At 66.3% G+C, this 21,928-nt stretch carries 18 protein-coding genes, 2 tRNA genes and 1 pseudogene; 9 read left to right on the forward strand and 12 right to left on the reverse strand.

Features of this window, described 5'->3' with window-relative positions; all coding sequences use genetic code 11:
• Nucleotide 1 precedes the first annotated feature (1 nt).
• Nucleotides 2–3,457 carry a MobF family relaxase gene (mobF, locus tag EZE58_RS02740; protein WP_197464206.1) on the reverse strand — a complete coding sequence of 1,152 codons (3,456 nt, stop codon included), beginning with the start codon at nt 3,455–3,457 and terminating at the stop codon, nt 2–4.
• A 279-nt stretch (nt 3,458–3,736) separates the two neighbouring features.
• On the opposite strand from mobF, the gene EZE58_RS02745 reads away from it, so the two are divergent.
• Complete coding sequence (locus tag EZE58_RS02745) at nt 3,737–4,543, forward strand: APH(3'') family aminoglycoside O-phosphotransferase (protein WP_051995504.1); 807 nt, start codon at nt 3,737–3,739, stop codon at nt 4,541–4,543.
• 30 nt (nt 4,544–4,573) lie between these two features.
• Here EZE58_RS02745 and EZE58_RS02750 read toward each other — a convergent pair whose 3' ends face one another.
• The gene (locus EZE58_RS02750) at nt 4,574–5,272 is read right to left on the reverse strand and encodes a hypothetical protein (RefSeq protein WP_009376915.1); all 699 of its coding nucleotides are present in this window, start codon (nt 5,270–5,272) and stop codon (nt 4,574–4,576) included.
• A 98-nt stretch (nt 5,273–5,370) separates the two neighbouring features.
• On the opposite strand from EZE58_RS02750, the gene EZE58_RS02755 reads away from it, so the two are divergent.
• Nucleotides 5,371–5,688 (forward strand): hypothetical protein, encoded by a 318-nt coding sequence (locus tag EZE58_RS02755; protein WP_131248439.1) that lies wholly within the window; start codon nt 5,371–5,373, stop codon nt 5,686–5,688.
• A 53-nt stretch (nt 5,689–5,741) separates the two neighbouring features.
• Nucleotides 5,742–6,779 (forward strand): annotated as a pseudogene (locus EZE58_RS17310) (recombinase family protein); the annotation flags it as partial.
• A 147-nt stretch (nt 6,780–6,926) separates the two neighbouring features.
• On the opposite strand, the gene EZE58_RS17315 reads toward EZE58_RS17310, so the two are convergent.
• From EZE58_RS17315 to dnaA, 10 genes are all read right to left on the reverse strand, one after another.
• Nucleotides 6,927–7,259, reverse strand: a complete 333-nt coding sequence (locus EZE58_RS17315) for a hypothetical protein (RefSeq protein WP_231882268.1) — start codon at nt 7,257–7,259, stop codon at nt 6,927–6,929.
• A 79-nt stretch (nt 7,260–7,338) separates the two neighbouring features.
• A tRNA-Ala gene (locus tag EZE58_RS02765) sits at nt 7,339–7,411 on the reverse strand.
• A gap of 151 nt (nt 7,412–7,562) precedes the next feature.
• Nucleotides 7,563–7,636: transfer RNA gene (locus EZE58_RS02770), tRNA-Ile, on the reverse strand.
• Between the two features lie 122 nt (nt 7,637–7,758).
• Nucleotides 7,759–8,592 carry a DUF3566 domain-containing protein gene (locus EZE58_RS17650; RefSeq protein ID WP_009376910.1) on the reverse strand — a complete coding sequence of 278 codons (834 nt, stop codon included), beginning with the start codon at nt 8,590–8,592 and terminating at the stop codon, nt 7,759–7,761.
• Nucleotides 8,589–11,174, reverse strand: coding sequence for a DNA gyrase subunit A (gene gyrA / locus EZE58_RS02780; protein ID WP_009376908.1), 2,586 nt, complete (start codon nt 11,172–11,174; stop codon nt 8,589–8,591). Before gyrA ends, EZE58_RS17650 begins: the two co-directional genes overlap by 4 nt.
• A 122-nt stretch (nt 11,175–11,296) precedes the next feature.
• On the reverse strand, nt 11,297–13,294 hold the full coding sequence (gene gyrB, locus EZE58_RS02785) for a DNA topoisomerase (ATP-hydrolyzing) subunit B (RefSeq protein WP_009376905.1): 1,998 nt from the start codon (nt 13,292–13,294) through the stop codon (nt 11,297–11,299).
• A 200-nt stretch (nt 13,295–13,494) separates the two neighbouring features.
• Entirely contained in the window at nt 13,495–14,007 is a 513-nt protein-coding gene (locus EZE58_RS02790; protein ID WP_009376903.1) for a DciA family protein, read from the reverse strand.
• Between the two features lie 13 nt (nt 14,008–14,020).
• The gene (recF, locus tag EZE58_RS02795; protein WP_009376901.1) at nt 14,021–15,160 is read right to left on the reverse strand and encodes a DNA replication/repair protein RecF; all 1,140 of its coding nucleotides are present in this window, start codon (nt 15,158–15,160) and stop codon (nt 14,021–14,023) included.
• Nucleotides 15,161–16,300, reverse strand: a complete 1,140-nt coding sequence (gene dnaN / locus EZE58_RS02800; RefSeq protein ID WP_009376899.1) for a DNA polymerase III subunit beta — start codon at nt 16,298–16,300, stop codon at nt 15,161–15,163.
• 517 nt (nt 16,301–16,817) lie between these two features.
• Nucleotides 16,818–18,431, reverse strand: a complete 1,614-nt coding sequence (gene dnaA, locus EZE58_RS02805; RefSeq protein WP_167559771.1) for a chromosomal replication initiator protein DnaA — start codon at nt 18,429–18,431, stop codon at nt 16,818–16,820.
• A gap of 406 nt (nt 18,432–18,837) precedes the next feature.
• Here dnaA and rpmH point away from each other — a divergent pair, with 406 nt between their 5' ends.
• From rpmH to rsmG, 6 genes are all read left to right on the forward strand, one after another.
• Nucleotides 18,838–18,975 (forward strand): 50S ribosomal protein L34, encoded by a 138-nt coding sequence (rpmH, locus tag EZE58_RS02810; RefSeq protein WP_009376895.1) that lies wholly within the window; start codon nt 18,838–18,840, stop codon nt 18,973–18,975.
• 2 nt (nt 18,976–18,977) lie between these two features.
• Entirely contained in the window at nt 18,978–19,352 is a 375-nt protein-coding gene (gene rnpA, locus EZE58_RS02815) for a ribonuclease P protein component (protein ID WP_040341370.1), read from the forward strand.
• The gene (gene yidD / locus EZE58_RS02820) at nt 19,324–19,695 is read left to right on the forward strand and encodes a membrane protein insertion efficiency factor YidD (RefSeq protein WP_223289831.1); all 372 of its coding nucleotides are present in this window, start codon (nt 19,324–19,326) and stop codon (nt 19,693–19,695) included. The genes rnpA and yidD overlap by 29 nt, the downstream gene beginning before the upstream one ends.
• Before the next feature lie 107 nt (nt 19,696–19,802).
• Nucleotides 19,803–20,759 (forward strand): membrane protein insertase YidC, encoded by a 957-nt coding sequence (yidC, locus tag EZE58_RS02825; protein WP_009376891.1) that lies wholly within the window; start codon nt 19,803–19,805, stop codon nt 20,757–20,759.
• A gap of 8 nt (nt 20,760–20,767) precedes the next feature.
• Complete coding sequence (locus tag EZE58_RS02830; RefSeq protein WP_009376890.1) at nt 20,768–21,289, forward strand: R3H domain-containing nucleic acid-binding protein; 522 nt, start codon at nt 20,768–20,770, stop codon at nt 21,287–21,289.
• Nucleotides 21,282–21,920 carry a 16S rRNA (guanine(527)-N(7))-methyltransferase RsmG gene (rsmG, locus tag EZE58_RS02835; protein ID WP_240941080.1) on the forward strand — a complete coding sequence of 213 codons (639 nt, stop codon included), beginning with the start codon at nt 21,282–21,284 and terminating at the stop codon, nt 21,918–21,920. The genes EZE58_RS02830 and rsmG overlap by 8 nt, the downstream gene beginning before the upstream one ends.
• The last annotated feature ends 8 nt before the right edge of the window (nt 21,921–21,928 follow it).

The following is a 21,928-nucleotide window of genomic DNA, read 5'->3' on the forward strand; positions in this document are numbered from 1 at the left end:
GTCATCGGGCCAGGGATGGTCCGCCGTAGCTGGGGCCGCTGTCGTGTGCGCGCGATCGAGGATCGAACTGTCGTTGGCGTTCATTCAGGGCACGGTCTGCCGCCTCGCGCTGTGCCTGCTCGATGGCACGGGCCTGCTCGATGCGCCGAACCGCCTCAACCGGGGACAAGGCACGAAGGGTCTCGACCTCGGCGCGGGCCTCTCCCGCAGCGTGGGCCTGGCGCTCAGCGTTGGCACGGGGCCGGGCGTCGAGGTAGGCGGCCCGGTTCTTCGCCACGGCCTCGGGGCCGAAGATGCGAGCGTAGACGCGCATGCGCGGCCACGGGGCGGATTCTAGCGCCTTGCGCACCGCTTTCGCTGCGGCCTCGTTCTGCTCGGTTGCCTCGATGACACGCGGGTCGGCGTCGATCCGAGGTCGGGTGACGCGTTCGACCCAGGACGCCCTGCCCTCGTTCCACCGGGGCGGCGCACCCCATGCGGTCGTCAGTTGCCGTTTGGCGTCTTGAGCGAGAACCTGCGTGGTGCGGTATTCAGCGGTAGCGCGGCGCTTACCGAACCTCTCGGCAGTATTCAGGCGGTCGCGGGCGGCCTGCTGCACGTTGTTCGCGGTCTGCCATTCGCTCAGCGCCGCCGCTGCCTGCTCGGTCAACGGTGCAGCGACGCCGGTGCGTACACGCCCGAGCTGACGGGCTGCGGTCTCGGCGGCCTGGCGTGCCTGGTCGCGTTCGTCGCGCTGCTTGGCTTGCAGCTCGGTCAGCGCGTCGGCGGCCTGCTGCCACAGCGCCGCCTGCTGCTCGGCGCGCTCGGCGTCACCCATGAGTCGGGCGACTTCGTCGTTGACGAGCTTCACGGGGCCGTCGGCGACGAGGCCGCGCACGGCTTCTGCTGCGCGTTGGGTGGCTTCTGCGAGTCCTCGGTCTGCGCGGTCGCGTTCCATTGCTTCGATGAACTGTGCGCAGGCGTCGGCCATGCTCTCCGCGACGAGGTGCAGGGTGTTCTCGTTTCGGCCTCGGGTCATTCCGACGTAGACGGCCGCGCCGCCCATGCTCTCGGTGAGGACGGTATGCGATGCGGGCACGGTCACCCCCTGCACCCCGTAAGCGGTGGCGGCGTAGGACAAGTGGGAGTGCTCGCGCACATACTCAGCGGGTAGGTGGATCGAGTGTTCGCGTTTGCGGTCGCTGTGTGCGTCGCGTACCCAGAGCGAACCGTCTTGCTCGACGTGTTGCACGATCCACTGTTGCCGGTTCGCCACGCCCAGGTCGGTGCGGTTTTTGCGGGTCTGGATCAGGTCACCGCGGCCGATGTTCAGGCCGTCGCTGCCCGCGGTTGTCGTGGTGTCGTCGACGACGCCCGCGCGGGTGCGTTCGTCTCGGATGCGATCATTCTGCCGTGCGGCTTCCTCGTTCGATGCGACCGTGACCGCTTCGCCGTCTTGCCTGCTGGTGGCGAGGTGTTCGCGCAGCTCGTCGGCGTCAGTGTGGAGCCGGATCAGCCCGAGTTCGCGCAGCCGGTCGAACACTTCGCCGGGATCGCGCCGGTCGCGCATCTGCACCGTGACCTCGGCATAGGCGGGGTCGGTGAAGCGGTGTACCACGGCCATATCGAACGTGCGACCCCGCAGTTGCGCGGCCATGTCGAGCACGCCGCCTCGCCCGACGGCGGGCAACTGGGCGCGATCCCCGACGAGAGCGAGCGTTGCGCCAGTCTCGGCTGCGACTGTGAATAGTGCGAGGGCTGTGTCTTGGTCGAGCATCCCGGCTTCGTCCACGACGATCCGCTCCCCACGATGCAACTGTGCTGCTTGTGGTGGGCCTGTATAGGTCGCGCCAGTCGCCGGGTCGGTGTCGCCTATGGCGAGGCGAGTCCATACACCGTCAGCGTTCCAGCGCCACCCATGCGCGTGAACAAGGGCGGCGACCGATTCGGCGGGCACGCCGAGTTCCTGGTGCGCGACCTCGGCGGCACGCTTCGTCGGCGCAACCACCCGCACCCTGCCGCCGTGTTGTTCGGTGGCGCGGATCGCCGTTGCGAGCATGGTGGTCTTGCCCGCACCGGCGGCGCCCTCCACGATCACCAGCGGATCAGCCGATGCGACCGCTGCGGCCGCATCGAGCTGACCGGAATCAAGGCGCTGCCCGAGCGTGGCCGAGTGCTCGCGCACGTCAGCGTGCTCCGGCTCCTGTTCCTGTGCTCGGGCGGTGATAAGGTCGCGTAGCTCCGTCTCGACCTGCACCACCCGCAAACTCGTCAAGTGCGCGACATGCTCCGGCGCAGCCGCATCAGGCGGGAGGATCGAGAAGCAATCCTGAAGCGCCAGAGTGGTTGCCACCGCGATCAGTTCGCGCAACTCTGCCGGGGTGCCGCGCACGCCTGCTTCGGTGATGATCTCGGTGGCGTGCTCCTGCACGGTGTGGCGAGTCCACGCCGATTCTGCGGCGGCGCACCGATCCAATGCCCTTGACGCGATCCGCTGCACGGACAGGTCATCGGTGAACAGCGGCGCGGGTGCCGGCTTGCGGGTGAGGTGTTCGGGGTCGTAGCCCGCCTCGCGTAACTCCGACACCCACGCTTCCTCTTCTCGGAGCGTGGTGGGCTTCTTCGCTCGGCGTTGATACGCCCACGCCTCAGCCCTGAGCCGGGAAGCAACCACCGGCCCCATGCTCTCGCCGGGGTGCGCGGCGTTCCATTCGGCTTCGAGACGGTCGAGGTTGCGGTGTACCTGCTCGCCCCGCTTGCTCATGACGGCGTTGAACGGCTCCAACTCGACCACCTCACCCGATACGGGGTCGAGAGTCAGGCCATGCCGGTCGAGCACTTGCGCGAGTTCAGGGCTGGCGGCGATCACAGCGGTACCGAGGGCACGGATCGCGCCCTGCTGCCGGAACAGCGCGGCGGTGTCCAGGCCACGCCACTTGCCCGCCGCGTAGACGCGGGTGCCGATCTGCATGTGGATATGCCGGTGCGGGTCACCTGCCCGGCTGGTGCGGTGCGTGATGCCGACGACCTGCATGCTCTCAATCGGTACGACCTCCTGCGCCCCGAGCGACCCGACACGAGTCACCGAGTGCTGCGCGAGCCAGCGGCGAATCTCGCTCAGTGCGTCCTGCTGCGCCACGTCCAGCGCCGCCGACACCTCGGGATGCAGGGCGGCAGCGATCGACAAGCTCTTGGGGGCGTTGATGACCATCTCCATGAACCGGGGCGAAGCCTGCCGATCCGACCCCGCACGGCGGGGTCTGCCCATCTGTTCCCCGGTCAGCGGGTTCGTCCAATCCACCCACGCGGCATACGCGGCCGGGCCAAGACTCCCCTCGGCAGTCACCATGCCGCTGGCGTCGAGTGCGGCGAACTGCGCCACGGTCGCCTCCGCGCCCAGGTAGTAGTCGTCAGCACGGGAACGGTCGGCCTCGACATAGCGCAGCGCGTCAGCCCCGGTTCCCCGGAACGGGATCACGCCACCATGCATCCGACTCACCCCCTGCCTAAACTGGCGTATCTGCCACTACCGAAGTTAGCATACGTTCATTCAGAAGAACAGGGGAGAGAACCGAGGTGAAGCTGGGAGCAGACGACAAGGCGGATGCGCGGCGGCATCCGGAGCGAACGCGCTCGGAGGGGTTGAGCGAAAGGGCAGCGGTGCGGTGTCAGTCAGGGTAGATAGGGCGGTCGTGATGCAGCGCCGTGCGGGCAGTTCACTCGCGTCCACTCGGCTGGGCGCGAGATGATGGAAGGCATGTCGTCTCCCTCGGTCCCACTGACCGGACTACTCCCCGATGGCTCGGCGTGGTCGCCCGTCACGGATGGTGAGTCCGGCGCGACCATGCTGCGGCACAGCTCCGGGGGCCGGTTCGCCAAAGTGGTCTCCGCTGCCGCCGTGAGCACGCTAGAGGCTGAGCGCGATCGGATTGAGTGGCTTTCGGGCACCGGAATCCCCGGCCCCAGGGTGCTCGACTGGCGCGCCACCGAGCACAGCGCCGCCCTCATCACCAGCGCAGTCGCGGGCGTCCCGGCTGACCGGCTCAACCCAGCCCAGCTCGCGCAGGCATGGCCGTCGATCACCGACACCCTGCATCGACTGCACAGCCTGCCTGCGAGCACATGCCCGTTCAGCAGGACACTGGACGAGATGATGGGCCTGGCTCGTGCGACAGTCGCCGAGAACCGCGTCCATGCCGAGTTCCTTCCCCAGCACCTCATCAACACCCCGCCCACGGTGATCCTCGACGGCCTGGAACGCGACCTCCCGTTGCGTCGAGAACAGGAAGCCGCCGATACGGTGGTCTGCCACGGAGACTTCTGCCTCCCCAACATCCTCATCAACTCCGATACCTCGCTCGTCGCCGGGATCATCGACCTCGGGCGTCTTGGGCATGCTGATCCCTACGCCGACATCGCGCTGCTGCTGGCGAACGCCCGCGAGACCTGGCCCGACGAGGACACCGCCCGCCAAGCGGATCACGACTTCGCCTCCCAGTACGGCATCACCCTCGACCCCGAACGCCTGGACTTCTACCTCAGACTCGACCCGCTGACCTGGTGATAACTGGAAGTCAGGCCGACATCGGAAGTCTTATCCGGCGCGGCCTCGCCTGCCGGGTGGGAGGAGTCCTTTGCGGCGGGCGCGGGCGACCCAGCCCTGCGCGGTGGACAAGGGCACGCGGCTGATTTCGGCCATGCGCGCGGTCGGGTTCGGTTCGCCATCGTCTACGAGGCGGGCGTGTTGGAGGGCGACGACCTCGTAGAAGTCCGGGGTGCGCTTCGGGTTCCCCAACGGCTTCATCACATCCGCCGAGCGCAGGACGCGGCCCGACGGCATGGTCATGGTGCCGCCCTCGAAGCGGCTCTGCCCGGTCACGGCGAACTGGCGGCGGTTGATCGCCGCCTCGATCCGCGACGTAGGGAGATTGCGCAGCATCGGGCTTGCCACCGAGTCACCGGCCCACTCGGGCAGGTGCACGATCCCGGTGATCCGCACCTCCCCCTTGGGTTCCTCACCCAGCAGGTATTGGCGTTGCAGCCGCAGCAGCACGCGCGTGTTCGACTCGGTGTGCTGGATCAGGAACCAGCGCCCGGAGTCGTTGTTGTTGTGGCCGGATCGGAGCTTGCGATCCAGCCCCGGCGCGGGATCGACCCACTGTTCATAGCGCAACGCCTGGTCGATCTGGGTGCTGTCGTGGCCCGGGTCGATGAGCGAGGGGTCGGGCATCTGCCAGCCCGCAGGCAAGTCCGCCGCGACCAGCAGCGGCACGCTCTCCAAGTCCTCAACCATGCATCCGATCTTACCCGATCTCATGCAATGGCCGCTACGCCATATCTGTGATACGGTGGTCATCTACTGGAGTATCTGCCACAGCGTGAGTTAGAGAGATGAGTGACCCGCACCGACCCATCGACCAGCGTCCGCGGCGCGCGATGCAAGGCACGGGTGCGCTCGGGCCAGGCACGGGCAGCAACGATCCGCAGTTGCGGTTGCGGGTCACGCGACGGGCGGAGCCTGACATGCGGCGGCTGGTGGAGTGGGTGCTGAACATGACCCAGGCCCGCTACGACGCACACCGCGCCGGAGAACCCGACCCCTACGACCTCCCACCACCCGACGAGCTGGCCGCCGATTCCCTCGGCCCGGTGTCAGACGCACGAGGCAAAGTAGAACCCGAGCAATCGAACGAACGGAGCATCGCATGAGCACCACCACTGCTCCCACCCTCACCCCCGCGTCGCCAGGCGTCACCGACGACATGCCGGTGCTGCTGGCTGTGTCCTACCTGCGCGTCTCGACCCGTGAGCAAGCGGAGCGCGGCGGCACCGACGAAGGCTTCTCGATCCCCGCCCAGCGTGAGGCCAACCAGCGCAAGGCTGACGAGCTGGGCGCAAGGGTCGTGCGCGAGTTCATCGACGCCGGAGAGTCCGCGCGGTCGGCGGATCGCGACGGCCTGCAAGAGATGCTGGCGTTCATCGCCGCCACGCGCGTGCAGTTCTGTCTCGTCCACAAGCTCGACCGGCTCGCCCGTAACCGCGCCGATGACGTGAAGATTCACGAAGCTCTCATCAGCGCCGGGGTGACGTTGGTGTCGGCTACCGAGTCCATCGACCAAACCCCGTCGGGGATGCTCGTGCACGGCATCATGTCCTCGATTGCGGAGTTCTACAGCCGCAACCTCGCCACCGAAGTCACCAAAGGACTCACGCAGAAAGTCGCCCAAGGCGGCACCCCCATGCGCGCACCCATCGGCTACCTCAACGTCCGCACGACCGACGAGCAAGGCCGGGAAGTCAGGACGGTGGAAGTCGATCCCGAACGCGCACCCCTGATCCGGTGGGCGTTCCAGCAATACGCGACCGGCGAGACCTCGGTCTCCGGGCTGCTGCGCGACCTCACCGCGCGCGGCCTACTCACCGTGCCGACGCCGAAGCGCCCGTCGAAGCCGCTCGGGAAGAACACGCTCTACAAGCTGCTCACGAACCCCTACTACGCCGGGGTGATCCGGTACAAGGGTGCCCTGTATCCCGGCGCGCACGAACCACTCATCGACCCCGCCCTGTTCGATCAGGTGCAGTCGCTCCTGCGGGCACGCACGGCGAAGATGACGAGGCATGTGCAGCACGCGCACCACCTCAAAGGGTTGCTGCATTGCGGCACCTGCGGATCGAGGATGCTGCTCGACTTCGCCACCAACCCACGCGGCACGACCTACGCCTACTTCGTCTGCTCCGGCCGCGCCGCGAAGAAGACGACCTGCACGAGGCGGGCGGTGCCCGTCGCGGTCGCGGAACGGCTCGTGGCGGACTCCTACGCATCCATCACGATCAGCGACCAGACCTACCGTGACCTCGCTGCGAAGGTGGATGCGGCGTTCGATGCACGCATGGCGGGGCGTGACCAAGAGATAGCCGACCTCATGGCGAACCGCGCCAAGCTCGAATCAGAGAGCGACAAGCTGCTCGCGGCGCACTTCGCCGACGCCATCGACCTGCCCACCCTGAAACGGCACCAAGACCGCATCCGCGCGGGCCTCGCTGACGTGAACCGGCGTCTTGCGGAGCACGACGAGCACCACACCGGAGGACGCGCGTTCCTGCACGACAGTCTGCGGCTGCTCACCGATGCGCACCATGCTTACGCCCGATCCGGCGACGCCGACCGCCGCTTGGCGAATCAGGGGTTCTACACCCGGCTCGACATCACCGACGACGAACAACTCAGCCCACGACTGGCCGAGCCGTTCGCCACCATCATCCGCGAAGCAAGTAAGCACAGCGACGACGGAGGCGAGGAACCCTTACAGGAACACGACACGCCTACGCATGTCGCGTGTTCCCGTAAGACACTTTGGGTGGAGGTAAGGGGACTCGAACCCCTAACCCTCTGCTTGCAAAGCAGATGCGCTACCAATTGCGCCATACCCCCAGGTGGGTAATCACCCTACACCGAATCGGTGTGCTTTGACCACTCGGCTTGGGCACGCTGATTCGTGTGCCGCCACCGGAAGAACACTCCCAGCCCCACGAGCGTGAGCCCGGAGAGAATCCACTTCTTCATGATCCTCCTCGAAAGGAAGTGGGCCTACCTGGACTTGAACCAGGGACCTCTTCGTTATCAGCGAAGCGCTCTAACCGCCTGAGCTATAGGCCCTTTCGGGGTGAACCCGAAGTAAAAATATACCGAACCGGTCATCCCCTGCACAAATCCGCGAGCCGTGACACGCCTCACAGCCCGCGGATCCGCGTCGATTCCGTCCGGGGACGGACACTTCGTCAGTCGTCGGTGAGGGTGAGGTGGAACCCGCCGGCGATGAGAGAGCCGATGTTGTAGATGAACGCAGCCAGGGTCGACAGCGCCGTCATGAGCACGATGTTGATGATCGCGATGATGAAGCCGGCAGCGACGACCCGACCGAAGCCGAAGATGCCGATGAGGCGCTCAGCGGACTCCGCACCGGCGAGTTCTGTCATCGTGGCCTCGAGTCCGCTCATCACTCCGGTGGCCTGGAGGACGACCCAGAGGACGACGAAGGCGACGATTGTGGCGATGCCGATGGCCACGGACATGAGGAACGACATCTTCATGACCGACCACGGGTCGACGGCGGCAACGGTGAGGCGAACGGTCCGGGGACCCTTCTTCTTCTTTCCCTTCCCGTTGTCGACCATGTTCTTCACGCCCATCTTCACGCCCCCGGAGCTCGCCCGGACCGTGTTCGCGACGTTGCCCATCACCGAGGTGGCCGGACCGCTGCCGGTGCCCTGGCCTGCCGCTGAGGTCTCCGCCGAGGCGGTCGACGCCGCGGCCGTGGCAGGACCGGAGCCCGTGGAGGGGGCCCGTCCGGGCTTCGGTGAGGCCTTCGGGGCAGGAGGGGCGACGACGGTCGACTTGTCGTCGGTCCGCGATCCCTTCGCCGAGGCGGGAGTGGACGTCGTGCCCGTCTTCGGGGCAGCGGCGGGCTTGGATCCCCCCGAGCGGTTGCCGGCGCCCGCAGAGCCTGAGGAGCCGGACGAGGAGTCGGTCTTCGAGGAGCCGGCGGTCAGGCGGGTCGATCCGCTCGACGTCCTGATGATCTTGCCGGGTCCTGTCTGCTTGTTGTCGCTCACTCTTCCACATCCTCGCTGCCGGTCTCGGTCTCGACGGCCTCAGGCGTCTCCGCCTCCGGTGCCACGACCTCAGCTTCGACTGCCTCGGCTTCGTCTTCGTCTTCCACCGCGGTCTCGGGTCCACGGGTTACTGCGATGATACGGTCATTCTTTCCCGGCTTCGCGAACACCACACCCATGGTGTTGCGTCCCTTCGCAGGAACCTCGTCGATGTTCGACCGCACCACCTTACCGCGCTCCATGACGACGAGGACCTCTTCACCCTCGTCGACGATGAGGCCGCCCACCAAGTCTCCGCGCTGTTCGGTGATCTTCGCAACTCGGATGCCGAGGCCGCCGCGGCCCTGCACACGGTACTCATCGACCGGGGTGCGCTTGGCGTAGCCGCCCTCGGTGACGACGAAGACGTACGTGCCCGGCTGAACGACGTCCATGGTGAGCAGTTCGTCGTCGTCCTTGAACTTCATGCCCGTGACACCGCCGGTGACGCGGCCGAGGGGACGGATCGAATCGTCATCGGCAGCGAAGCGGATCGACATCCCCTTGCGCGAGATGAGGAGCAGGTGGTCCTCGGAGGAGACGATGCGGGCGGAGACGAGTTCGTCCGGCTCGCCCTTGTACTCGCGGAGGTTGATGGCGATGACGCCGCCGGTGCGGTTCGAGTCGTACTCGCTCAGGCGGGTCTTCTTCACGACTCCGGACTTGGTCGCGAGGATGAGGAATTCCGCCTCGTCGTAGTCGCGGATCGAGAGCACCTTCGCGATCGTCTCACCCGGCTGAAGTGCCAGGAGATTCGCAACATGCTGTCCCTTCGCGTCCCGGGAACCCTCAGGGATCTCATAGGCCTTGGCCCGGTAGACGCGTCCGGTGTTGGTGAAGAAGAGGAGCCAGTTGTGCGTCGAAGTGACGAAGAACTGCTCGACGACGTCGTCGCCGCGCAGCTGGGCGCCCTTGATGCCCTTGCCGCCGCGGTGCTGCGCGCGGTAGAGCGTCGACTGGGTCCGCTTGGCGTACCCGCCGCGGGTGATCGTGACGACGACCTCCTCCTCGGGGATGAGGTCCTCCATCGACACGTCCCCATCGAAGCCGGCGAGGATCTTCGTCCGCCGGTCGTCGCCGTAGCGTTCGACGACCTCGTCGAGCTCCTCGGAGACGATCTCCCGCTGCCGGGCGGGGGTCTCGAGGATGAGGTTGTACTCGGCGATGAGGGCTTCGATCTTCTCCGACTCCTCCTGGATCTTCAGCCGCTCGAGGGCCGCGAGGCGGCGCAGCTGGAGATCGAGGATGGCGTTGGCCTGGAGTTCGTCGACCTCGAGGAGCTCCATCAGTCCCGCCCGCGCCTCGTCCGAGGACGGGGAGCGGCGGATGAGGGCGATGACCTCGTCGAGGGCGTCAAGGGCCTTGAGGTAGCCGCGGAGGATGTGGGCGCGCTCCTCGGCCTTGCGCAGACGGAACTTCGTCCGGCGCACGATGACCTCGATCTGGTGCTTGACCCACAGGCGCAGGAACGAGTCGAGGGAGAGGGTGCGCGGCACGTTGTCGACGAGCGCGAGCATGTTCGCGGAGAAGTTCTCCTGCAGCGAGGTGTGCTTGTAGAGGTTGTTGAGCACGACCTTGGCCACGGCGTCGCGCTTGAGCACGATGACCAGCCGCTGACCCGTGCGGCCCGAGGACTCGTCGCGGAGGTCGGCGATGCCGGCGACCTTGCCGTCCTTGACGTAGGAGGCGATCTTCGCGGCGAGGGTATCCGGGTTGACCATGTAGGGCAGCTCGGTGACGACGAGGCAGGTCCGACCCTGGATCTCCTCGACCTCGACGACGGCGCGCTGGGTGATCGAACCGCGACCGGTCCGGTAGGCGTCCTCGATGCCCTTGTGGCCGAGGATTGTGGCGCCGAGCGGGAAGTCGGGGCCTTTGACGATGCCGAGGAGGGCTTCGAGCGCCTCTTCCTTCGTCGCCTCGGGGTGGGAGAGCAGCCACTGAGCGCCGGCGGCGAGTTCGCGGAGGTTGTGCGGCGGGATGTTCGTCGCCATGCCCACGGCGATGCCGGCCGAACCGTTGGCGAGCAGGTTCGGGAACCGCGAGGGCAGGACGACCGGTTCGAGGCTGCGGCCGTCGTAGTTGGGCTGGAAGTCGACGGTGTCCTCGTCGATGTCGCGGACCATCTCCATCGCCAGCGGAGCGAGCTTGCACTCCGTGTACCGGGGCGCCGCGGCACCGTCGTCGCCGGGCGAGCCGAAGTTGCCCTGGCCGGCGATGAGCGGGTAGCGCATCGTCCACGGCTGGACGAGGCGGACGAGGGCGTCGTAGATCGCCGAGTCGCCGTGCGGGTGGTACTGACCCATGACGTCGCCGACGACGCGGGCGCACTTCGAGAAGTTCCGGTCGGGACGGTACCCGCCGTCGTACATCGCGTAGAGGACGCGGCGGTGGACGGGCTTGAGGCCGTCGCTGACGTCGGGCAGTGCGCGCCCGACGATGACGCTCATCGCGTAGTCGAGGTACGACCTCTGCATCTCGAGGTTGAGATCGACCTGTTCGACCCGGTTGATCTCGGTCGGTGTTTCGAATTCGTCAGCCAATGTGGGCTCTTCCCTTGTGTTCGAACCGTTCTTCTGGCGTCATCTCTGCGGACGCGAACGGCGGCGGATGGAATGCGCAGCGGATCCCTCGCCGAGGTGGGGCCACCTCGGCGAGGTCGTGCTCAGATGTCGAGGAAGCGGACGTCCTTCGCGTTCTCCTGGATGAAGCGGCGACGCGAGTCGACGTCGTCGCCCATGAGGACGGTGAAGATCTCGTCGGCGACGATCGCGTCGTCGAGGGTGACCTGCTTGAGCAGGCGGGTGTCGGGATCCATCGTCGTCTCCCACAGCTCCTCGTAGTTCATCTCGCCCAGACCCTTGTAGCGCTGGATCGCCTGCTCCTTGGGCAGGCGCTTGCCCTCGGCCTTGCCGGCGGTGAGGAGCGCATCGCGCTCCCTGTCGGTGTAGGCGAACTGGTAGTGCGCGTTCGACCACTTGATCTTGTACAGCGGCGGCATCGCGAGGTAGACGTATCCGTGCTCGATGAGCGGCTTCATGTACCGGAAGATGAGCGTGAGCAGCAGCGTCGTGATGTGCTGGCCGTCGACGTCGGCGTCGGCCATGAGGATGATCTTGTGGTAGCGCAGCTTCTCGAGGTCGAACTCCTCGCCGATGCCGGTACCGAAGGCGGTGATCATCGCCTGGACCTCGTTGTTGCCCAGGGCCCGATCGAGGCGGGCCTTCTCGACGTTGAGGATCTTGCCGCGCAGCGGCAGGATCGCCTGCGTGAAGGGGTTGCGGCCCTGCACGGCGGACCCGCCGGCCGAGTCGCCCTCGACGATGAAGACCTCGGAGATGTCCGGGTCCTTGGACTGGCAGTCCTTGAGCTTGCCGGGCATGCCGGAGGTCTCGAGCAGGCCCTTGCGACGGGTCGCCTCGCGGGCCTTCCGCGCGGCGAGCCTGGCCTGCGAGGCCTGCAGCGCCTTGCGGACGACGTCCTTGGCCTGGGCGGGGTTCGACTCGAACCAGTGGCCGAGCTCATCGCGGACGACGCGCTGGACGAAGCCCTTGACCTCGGAGTTGCCGAGCTTCGTCTTCGTCTGGCCCTCGAACTGGGGGTCGCCGACCTTGACGGAGATGACGGCGGTCAGGCCCTCGCGGATGTCGTCGCCGGTGAGGTTCGGGTCCTTCTCCCGCAGCAGCTTCTGCTCGCGGGCATAGGCGTTGACCAGCGAGGTCAGGGCCGTGCGGAAGCCCTCCTCATGGGTGCCGCCCTCATGCGTGTTGATGACGTTGGCGTAGGTGTGGACGGACTCGCTGTACGCCGTCGTCCACTGCATCGCGATCTCCAGCGACAGCGTCTGCCCGGCCTCCTCGGCTTCGAAGACGATGATGTCGGGGTTGATGAGGTCGACCTTCTTCGCCGAGTTGAGGTACTGGACGTAGTCGAGGAGCCCGTGCTCGTAGAGGTACGTCGCCTCGCGCGGCTTCGCCTCGGCTTCTTCGTCCTCGTCGATCTGGACGTTGTCGTCGTCGACCTGGACGTGGCGTTCGTCGATGAGCCGGATCTTCAGGCCCTTGTTGAGGAACGCCATCTGCTGGAAGCGGGCGCGCAGGTACTCGTACGAGAAGTCGGTCGTCTCGAAGATCTCGGCATCGGGCCAGAACGTCACGATCGTCCCGGTCGCCTCCGTCGGCTCTCCGCGCTGGAGTTCACCGGTGGGCACGCCCCGGCGGAAGTCCATCGTCCAGTGGTAGCCGTCGCGCATGACCTCGACGTCGAGGCGCTCGGAGAGCGCGTTGACGACGGTCGAACCGACGCCGTGGAGACCGCCGGCCACGGCGTAGCCGCCGCCGCCGAACTTGCCGCCGGCATGGAGGATGGTGAGGATGACCTCGACGGTGGGCTTGTGCTCGGTCGGGTGCATCGCCACGGGCATTCCGCGTCCGTTGTCGGCCACGCGCACGCCGCCGTCGGCGAGGATCGTCACATCGATGTCATCGGCGTACCCGGCCATCGCCTCGTCGACGGAGTTGTCGACGATCTCCTGCACGAGGTGGTGGAGACCACGCTCCGAGGTCGACCCGATGTACATGCCTGGACGTTTGCGGACTGCCTCGAGACCTTCAAGTACCGTGATATCCCCGGCATCGTAGTGGGACTGTTCCTCGGTCGTCATGTGACTCCTCGTGCAAATGAACGCTATCAGCTGTCCATTCTACCGCGCGGCGGACAGAAATGCCCGCAAGCGGCCCAGAAACGTCCTCTCCCGCTTTTTCCGACCGGCTGACGTACCCCCGGACACGATGGGACCCGGCTATGGCCGCTGGTGGCTTTCTGTGGATTTCCGGGTTCGGGGGTCGTCGGCAGCGTCCGAGCTCACCCGAAGGTGTCCCGCGGACCTCGCCCGCGCACGCTGCGCCGGCCCTTCTTGAAGCTGCGTCCCTGCGGCCCCCGGATCTCGAGCTCGGTGATCGTCGCGGACCCGAGTCCCGCCTCGAGGGCACGGAGGATCGTCGGGCGCAGGACACGGAGCTGCGTCGCCCACGTCGTCGAGTCCGCGGCGATGACGAGCAGCGGCGGGGAGAAGTCGACGGGAGTGGCGTGCCGGGCGACCTGTTCGCCGACGAGGTCGGACCAGCGGCCGAGGACCTTGCCGATGTCGATCGACGACGACCATCCCTGGGTGGCGATGAAGCCGCCGAGGACCGAGGAGATCGACGTCGGGTCCCGCCTGTCCTTGCCCGCCGAGGTGTAGGTGACGTCCGTGCGGACGCGGGAGCGGCGGCGCCCCCGGATGAACCGCGCCTCGGTGACCTCCATCCGGCGCACCCGGTCGAGGGCTTCGAGGGCGGCGACAGGGGTCGAGGGATCCCGCTCGATCCCGCTCATGCCCGGCCTCCCGTCATCGCTGGGCTCCCGCGCCGAGGAGGGCCGCCTGGCCGATGCGCTCACCGCCGAGGCCGTCCGGCAGGTCCGCATCGACGGCCGCGGTGACGAGGACCTGTTCGGCCTCGGTGATCCGCGAGGCCAGCCGGCTGCGCCGACCGGTGTCGAGTTCGGCGAAGACGTCGTCGAGGACGAGGATCGGCTGTTCGGCAGGCGTTCCGGCGTCGGCGCTGAGCAGGTCCCAGCCGGCGAGCTGCATGGCGAGCGCGAGCGACCACGTCTCCCCGTGGGAGGCGTAGCCCTTCGCCGGGTGGGAGCCGATCATCAGGGTGATGTCGTCGCGGCCGGGTCCGTGGAGAGTGAGTCCGCGTTCGATCTCCGTCGTCCGTCTCCTCTCCAGGGCGGCGAGGAGGAGCTCCTTCGCCTCGGCGGCCGAGGCGACCTGCGAGTAGTCGATGCGCGAATCGTAGGCGACCGTGACTCCCTGCCGTTCGAGTCGGGCATCGGCGGCGATGTACGCGAAGTTCTCCTGCAGCGGGGCGACGATGTCGGCGAGCACCCGCTGACGACCGAAGACGAGTTCGGCGGCGGAGTCGGCGTAGGCCATGTTCCAGATGTCGAGGGTCGCCTCGAGTCCGGGATCGCGGTCCTCGCGCAGCCGCTTGAGCAGGGCGTTGCGCTGTTTGAGGGCCCGATCGAAGTCCGTGATCACCGAGGCGAAGCGGGGATTGCGGGCGACGACGAGGGTGTCGATCCACGAACGCCGCTCCGCCGGCTCCCCGCGGACGAGGCTGAGGTCCTCGGGGGCGAAGACGACGGCGGAGACGAGCCCGAGGATCTCCCTGATCCGCACCGGGGACCGGTTGACCCGTGCCCGGTTCGCACCCTTGGACTGGATGGAGACCTCGACCGTTGCATGCCGCTGCCCGCGGTTGACGAGCGCGGAGACCGTCGCCGTGCTCGCGCCCTCATTGACGAGCGGGGCGTCGAAGGCCACACGATGCGAGCGCAGGTGCGCGAGGTACCCGACCGCCTCGACGACGTTCGTCTTGCCGGTACCGTTGTCGGCGACGAAGGTCGTCACCCCGGGCGCGAACTCGAGATCGAGCTCAGGGTACGACCGGAAGCCACGCAGCGAGAGTCGGGATATCCACATTCAGATGCGCGTGGGCATGAGCAGGTAGCGATACGACTCGTCGGCCGAGGCCTCGAGGTCCTTCTGCCCGGAGATGATGACGGGCTTCATCGGCTGGGTGAAGGAGAAGTTCACGTACGGGTTCTCGATGGCGGCGAGGCCCTCGGCGATGTAGTGCGGGTTGAAGCCGACGGTGATCGGCTCTCCCTCGAGGACGGCTTCGACGGCCTCAGACGCCTGCGCGTCGTCACCGGTGCCGGCGTGGAGGGTGAGCAGGCCGTCGGTGACCTCGAAGCGCAGCGGGGTGTTGCGCTCGGCGACGAGGGAGACACGGCGGACGGCTTCGCGGAGGACTGCGGTCTCGACGATCGCGTGGATCGGCACGGAGTCGGGGAAGAGCGAACGGACCTTGGGGTACTCGCCCTCGACGAGCAGCGAGGTCGTCACCCGTCCCGCCGAGGTGAACGAGATGAGATCCTTGCCAGAATCGGTGCTCAGACCGATCGTCACGTCACCGCCGAGGGACTTCGAGACGTCGGAGAGGGTGCGACCGCGCAGCAGAGCGACCGCCGAGACGTCGGGGCGCCCGGGATTCCACGTGAATTCGCGGACGGCCAGCCGGTAGCGGTCGGTGGCGAGCAGCGTCACCTTCTCACCCTCGATCTCGACGCGCACGCTCGTGAGGATCGGCAGGGTGTCGTCTTTCGAGGTCGCGATCGTCACCTGGGAGACGGCGTTCTGGAATTCGCCGGCGGAGACGGTGCCGGAGTCGTCGGGCACCTGCGGCAGCGAGGGGTATTCGGCCACGGGCATCGTCATCAGGGAGAAGCGCGAGGATCCGCACGTCACGTCGACCTTCGAGCCGATCTGCTCGAGGGTGACCTCCTGGTTGGGCAGGGCCTTGGAGATGTCGGCGAGGAGGCGGCCGGAGACGAGCACGGTGCCGGGCGAGACCACCTCGGCGGAGATCTCGACTCGCGAGGAGACTTCGTAGTCGAAGACGGCGAGGCGAACGGTCCCGCCGGTCTCGGCGGTGATGAGGATTCCGGTGAGGACGGGAGCAGAGGGGCGGTTGGGGAGGGTCTTGGTCGCCCAGGTCACGGCGTCGGCGAGGACATCGCGATTGACTTTGAACTTGAGAGGGGTTGCTTCGTCGTTCACTTTACTCCTTCGGGATATCACCCGATGTGCGTTCGGCTTCGGCGTGACGGTGCTCGGAAAACTGTACACAGCCTAACCGATTCCGCGATACCCGAGGACGGCCGAACGAACGGGGAGGACACGCGGAGGAAGCCTGGGAATCTCGGATCCGAGAACCGGTTTCCGGGACGTGTTCGAATACCGAACTGATCGTTCGCTCAGCAGCGCGGAGCCCATGACGTCATCGTCAGCAGACGATGGCGGTCGCCCTCCTGTCACCTGAGATTGATTCAGCAGAAGTATCAGCACCTGTGGAACCTGTGGACGAAACGGTCAGGACGCAGAGCACTCCTGGGATCTCTGCCGTCGTCGGGGTGTGGATCGGATGTGCAACCGCAGGCTGGTGCTCGGGGACGCCTGGGTAAGCACAGCCGTGTAGTTCACATCCGTCCACGTGGCTGCAGGACTCCGTCCCCAGAGTTATCCCCACTGTGGTCGAATTGTCCCCAGAGTTATCCACAGGTGTGCATAGCGTCTTCTATAGGCGGTGCTGTTGTTTGATGCGGTTTGTGAGTTCGGTGACCTGGGTGTAGACCGCCCGCCGCTCGGCCATCTGCGTTCGAATCTTCTTGTTCGCGTGCATGACTGTCGTGTGGTCGCGGCCGCCGAAGGCCTGCCCGATCTTCGGCAGGGAGAGGTCGGTGAGTTCGCGGCAGAGGTACATCGCGATCTGCCGGGCCGTCGTCAGCGTCCGCGAACGCGAGGTCCCGCAGAGGTCGTCGAGGGTGAGGCTGAAGTAGGCGGCGGTCTGCCCCATGATGTCGGCAGCGGTGATCGCGGGGGTGTCGTCCTGGGTGATGAAGTCCTTGAGGACCGTCTCGGCCAGCGACACGTCGACCTGCTGGTCGTTGAGGTTGGCGAAGGCGGTGACGCGGATGAGGGCGCCCTCGAGTTCGCGGATGTTCGATGAGACCCGGGAGGCGATGTACTCGAGGACGTCGTCGGGAACGTCGAGGTGCTCGCCGGCGGCCTTGCGGCGCAGAATCGCGAAGCGGGTCTCCATGTCCGGGGGCTGGACGTCGGTGAGCAGACCCCATTCGAACCGGGACCGCAGCCGCTCTTCGAAGCCCTTGAGCATCTTCGGCGGCTGGTCGGAGGTGATGACGACCTGCTTCGCCTCGTTGTGGAGGGCGTTGAATGTGTGGAAGAACTCCTCGACGGTGGCGTCCTTGCCCTGGAGGAACTGGATGTCGTCGATCATGAGGATGTCGACTTCGCGGTAGCGGCGCTGGAAGGCCGGGCGCAGCGCGTTCGACGTCCGAGAGGAGCCGATCGTGTTGATGAAGTCGTTGACGAACTCCTCGCTCGAGACGTACTTGACGCGGATCTCGGGGAAGAGCTGGGTGGCGTAGAACCCGATCGCGTGGAGGAGGTGGGTCTTGCCCAGTCCCGAGTCGCCGTAGATGAAGAGAGGGTTGTACGCCTTCGCCGGCGCTTCGGCGACGGCGAAGGCCGCGGCATGGGCGAAACGGTTCGACGCGCCGATGACGAAGGTGTCGAACGTGTACTTGGGGTTGAGCTGGGCGACGCCGGGAACGTCGACGGGCGGGGTCGGGGTGGTCGTCGCCTCGGCGATCTCGACCTCGATGCGCGAATCGGCCGGTCGGGTGGCGGTGTCCGCGGACGGTGCGGGAGCGCTGTTCCCCACAGGGGAGGGCTCCGGGGCGGCAGGAGGAGCCACAGCAGGTTCGTCGATCTCCGTCGCCGAGGCGGGGGCCGGGGCGGGTGCGGCGTCGGATGCCGTCGGGGCCGTGGTCTCGGCAGCGGTGGAGGGTTCTGCGGACGCATCGTCGATGAGTTCGTCGAAGCGGATCGGGACGTCGAGTTCAGGGTCGACGACGAAGCCGAAGGTCACGTCGAAGCCGATGACCTTGGAGAACTCCCTGGTCAGCGGCTCGAGGAGACGGGTCTCGATGGTGCGGCGCGAATGCTCGTCACGGACGGCGAGGAGGACGAGGGCGTTGTCGACGAGAGCCTTGGGGAGAGCGAGGTAGAGGAAGCTCTTCTGATGTCGGGTGAGGTCGGCGTCCTGATCCAGGGTAGAGACCACCGTCTGCCATTGGCCGATGAGCTCGTTCTTGGAATTCGACACCGTCGATCCTCTCTTCTGTCGATCGTCTTCGTCGCACGGTCCACACCTGTGCATGACTTCCACACAGTTTTCCACAGTTTGTGGAGGAGTGACGAGTCGGCCGGGCGATACTCCACACGGGTGGATAAGCGTGTGGAAAACTACATGATTGTGACTTGTGGAAGACGGGAGTCGACGCGGAGGTGAATGGGAGTCGACGGCCGGGCACCGTGACGGGGAACATCTCTGAGCGGTTTGACCGGGCCTGAGCGCCTTGGCTAAGATGGAGTGTCCTGTGTACCGGGCTGCATCCGATTCTCTGTATAGCTCTCATGCACAGGAGTGCTCGGCGGTCGAGACTCGCACCGCCGTTTTTTGTGAGAACGCTTCAGGCGTTCATCCGCGATCTAGAAATCGGAGACCTCAAGTGAGCAAGCGTACATTCCAGCCCAACAACCGCAAGCGCGCCAAGAAGCACGGCTTCCGTCTGCGTATGCGCACCCGCGCGGGCCGCGCCATCCTGGCTTCGCGTCGTCGCAAGGGACGTTCCGAAGTCTCGGCCTGAATGTGATTCCGGATGCGCACCGCCTCCGGCACGGCGACGACTTCAGACGAGTCTTCAGAGCCGGTGTCCGCGTGCGCTCGGACCACCTCATGGCGCACAGCCTGAGAGACGTTGATGATTCCCACGCCGCGCGCGTGGGTTTCATCGTATCCAAGGCCGTGGGCAACGCGGTCACGCGCAACCGGGTCAAACGCCGGCTGCGGGAGATCGTCCGGCCCCGGCTGGACGAATTCGGCACGGGGAGCCTGTTCGTGGTCAGGGCGCTGCCGAACGCCGCGGAGGCGGAGTACTCCCAGCTGGCCACCGAGGTGGACGACCTCATCGGGAAGGCCCGGAAGAAGCAGAACCGTGGACGCCGAACACGACCTCAGACATGAATCCGAGGTGCCCGAGCGTCCGGCCGGATTCTGGCCGGGGCTGTGGTGGTTCGTCCGCATCGCACCGAGGATGCCCTTCGTGTGGTTCATCCGCGCGTATCGGGTGGTCGTCTCTCCGCTCTACGGACAGGTCTGCCGGTACTATCCCAGCTGCTCGATGTACGGCCTCGAGGCCTTCGAGATACACGGAGTTCTCAAGGGAATGGTGTTAACTGGGTGGCGAGTGCTGAGGTGCAATCCGTTCTCCCACGGCGGGGTGGACCATGTTCCCGGCTCAGCCCGCGAAGCCCGGTCCCAGATGCTCCATGACGCTGATGCCGGCATGCGGGGCGAGCGTCCGTGAGGGCCTGATACGAGCCGAGAGATCCGCGTCCGCACCCGTGTCGCGACCGACTGACAACAATGGCACAATGAACGATCGTGATGGATCGTTGCAACGAGGAGAACTGAATGGACTGGATCGACAGCTTGCTCTACCCCCTGCAGTGGGTAGTGGCTTGGATCCTTGCGATCTTCCATGACATCTTTACCGCACTCGGTCTGCCCGCAGCCAACGGCTGGACCTGGGTGCTCTCGATCGCGGGTCTGACCGTCGTCATCCGCGCACTGCTCATTCCGCTCTTCGTCTACCAGATCCGGGCCCAGCGGAAGATGCAGCTCCTCCAGCCTGAGATCCAGCGTCTGCAGGCGAAGTACAAGGGCAAGAAGGACCAGTACTCGCGCCAGGCGATGGCCGAGGAGCAGATGGCCCTGTTCCGCGACAACAAGACGAGCCCGTGGGCGTCGTGTCTGCCTCTCCTCGTGCAGATGCCGATCTTCTTCTCGCTCTTCCGCGTCATCCACAACATGCAGAACGTGGCTGAGGGCAAGATCGACGCGATCGGCGGCCTCACCCAGGAGCTCGCCCAGCAGGCCGAGGAGTCCTCGGTCTTCGGCGTCTCCCTCTCGGCGACGTTCATGGATCCGGGCATCACCGTCAAGGTGCTCACCGCGGTCCTCATCATCATCATGGCTGCGACGATGTTCATCACGCAGAAGCAGATGATGGCGAAGAACATGTCGGAGGCCGCGATGGCCAACCCGATGATGCAGTCGCAGAAGATGCTCCTCTACATCATGCCCGTCGTCTTCGGCGTCGGCGGAATCTACTTCCCGCTCGGCGTCCTCTTCTACTGGCTCGTGTCGAACACCTGGACGATGGTCCAGCAGCACATGGTCATCAGGAACATGCCGGCACCCGGGTCGAAGGCCGAGAAGGAGATGCTCGAGCGCAAGGCGCGCAAGGGCAAGACCGTTCCGTCGGCAGAGATCAAGGGGTCTGCGCAGACCACCGTCGAGGCACCGAAGCCGACCGGTCAGCGTCAGCAGCCCGTGAGCAAGAACCGCAAGAAGAACAAGAAGCGCTGAGGTAGGACATGTCAGAAGAAGCCATCGACGACAAGGCTGCGAAGCCGACCCGTGCCGAGCTCCTCGAGGAAGAGGGCGAGATCGCGGCGGATTATCTCGAAGAGCTCATGGACATCGCCGACATCGACGGCGACATCGACATCGACGTCGCCGACGGCCGGGCGCAGCTGTCCATCGTCTGCGAGGACGAGGACGACTCGAACCTGCGCACGCTCGTCGGCCGTGACGGCAAGACCCTCGGTGCGCTGCAGGAGCTCGTCCGTCTCGCCGTGCAGACGAGCACGGGCCAGCGGTCCTGGCTTATGCTCGACATCGACGGCTACCGCTCGAGCCGGCGCGACGAACTCATCCGCAAGGCTGAGGACGCCATCGCCGAAGTCAAGGAGAGCGGCGAGGAGTTCGCGTTCAAGGCGATGAACAGCTTCGAACGCAAGATCATCCACGATCAGGTGGCGAAGGCCGGACTCGTGTCCGAGTCGGAAGGCGAGGGCGACGGACGTCATGTCGTCGTCCGTCCCGCTGATGACTGACCTGACGGAGGTCGAGGTTCCGCCGGCCGGAACCGAGGAGTACTTCGGTGAGGCGTTCCCCCTCGCCCAGCGCTATGTCGAGCACTTGGCGACTACCGGGATCGAGTGGGGCCTCATCGGCCCGCGTGAACTCGACAGGCTGTGGTCGCGGCACATCCTCAACTGCGCGGTGGTCGCCGAGTTCGTCGGCGATGACGACGTCGTCGGTGACGTCGGCAGCGGGGCCGGTCTGCCGGGGATTCCGATCGCCCTCATGCGACCTGAGGCGACCGTCGTGCTCATCGAGCCGATGGAGCGTCGCGTCGACTGGCTGACGATGGTCGTCGACGACCTCGGCCTTGAGAACGTCCGCATCGTCAGGGCTCGGGTCGAGGACCTCGTCGATGAGGAGATGTTCACCGTCGTCACCGCGCGGGCCGTCAAGGCGATGGCCACCCTCGTCGAATGGACGCACGAGGTCATCGGTCCCGAAGGGCGCATCCTCGCCCTCAAGGGGGCCTCGGTCGACAGTGAGCTCGTCAAGGCGAAGAAGCTGCTCAAGCGGTACCGCTTCGGGCAGCCGACGGTCCACCTCGTCGACGGGGGGATCCTCGAAACCCCCAGCCGCGTTGTGGAAATAGCGAAGAAATAGAACGAACT

The sequence above is a fragment of the Brevibacterium sp. LS14 genome (assembly GCF_012027885.1).
GTDB classification, from domain to species: domain Bacteria; phylum Actinomycetota; class Actinomycetes; order Actinomycetales; family Brevibacteriaceae; genus Brevibacterium; species Brevibacterium casei.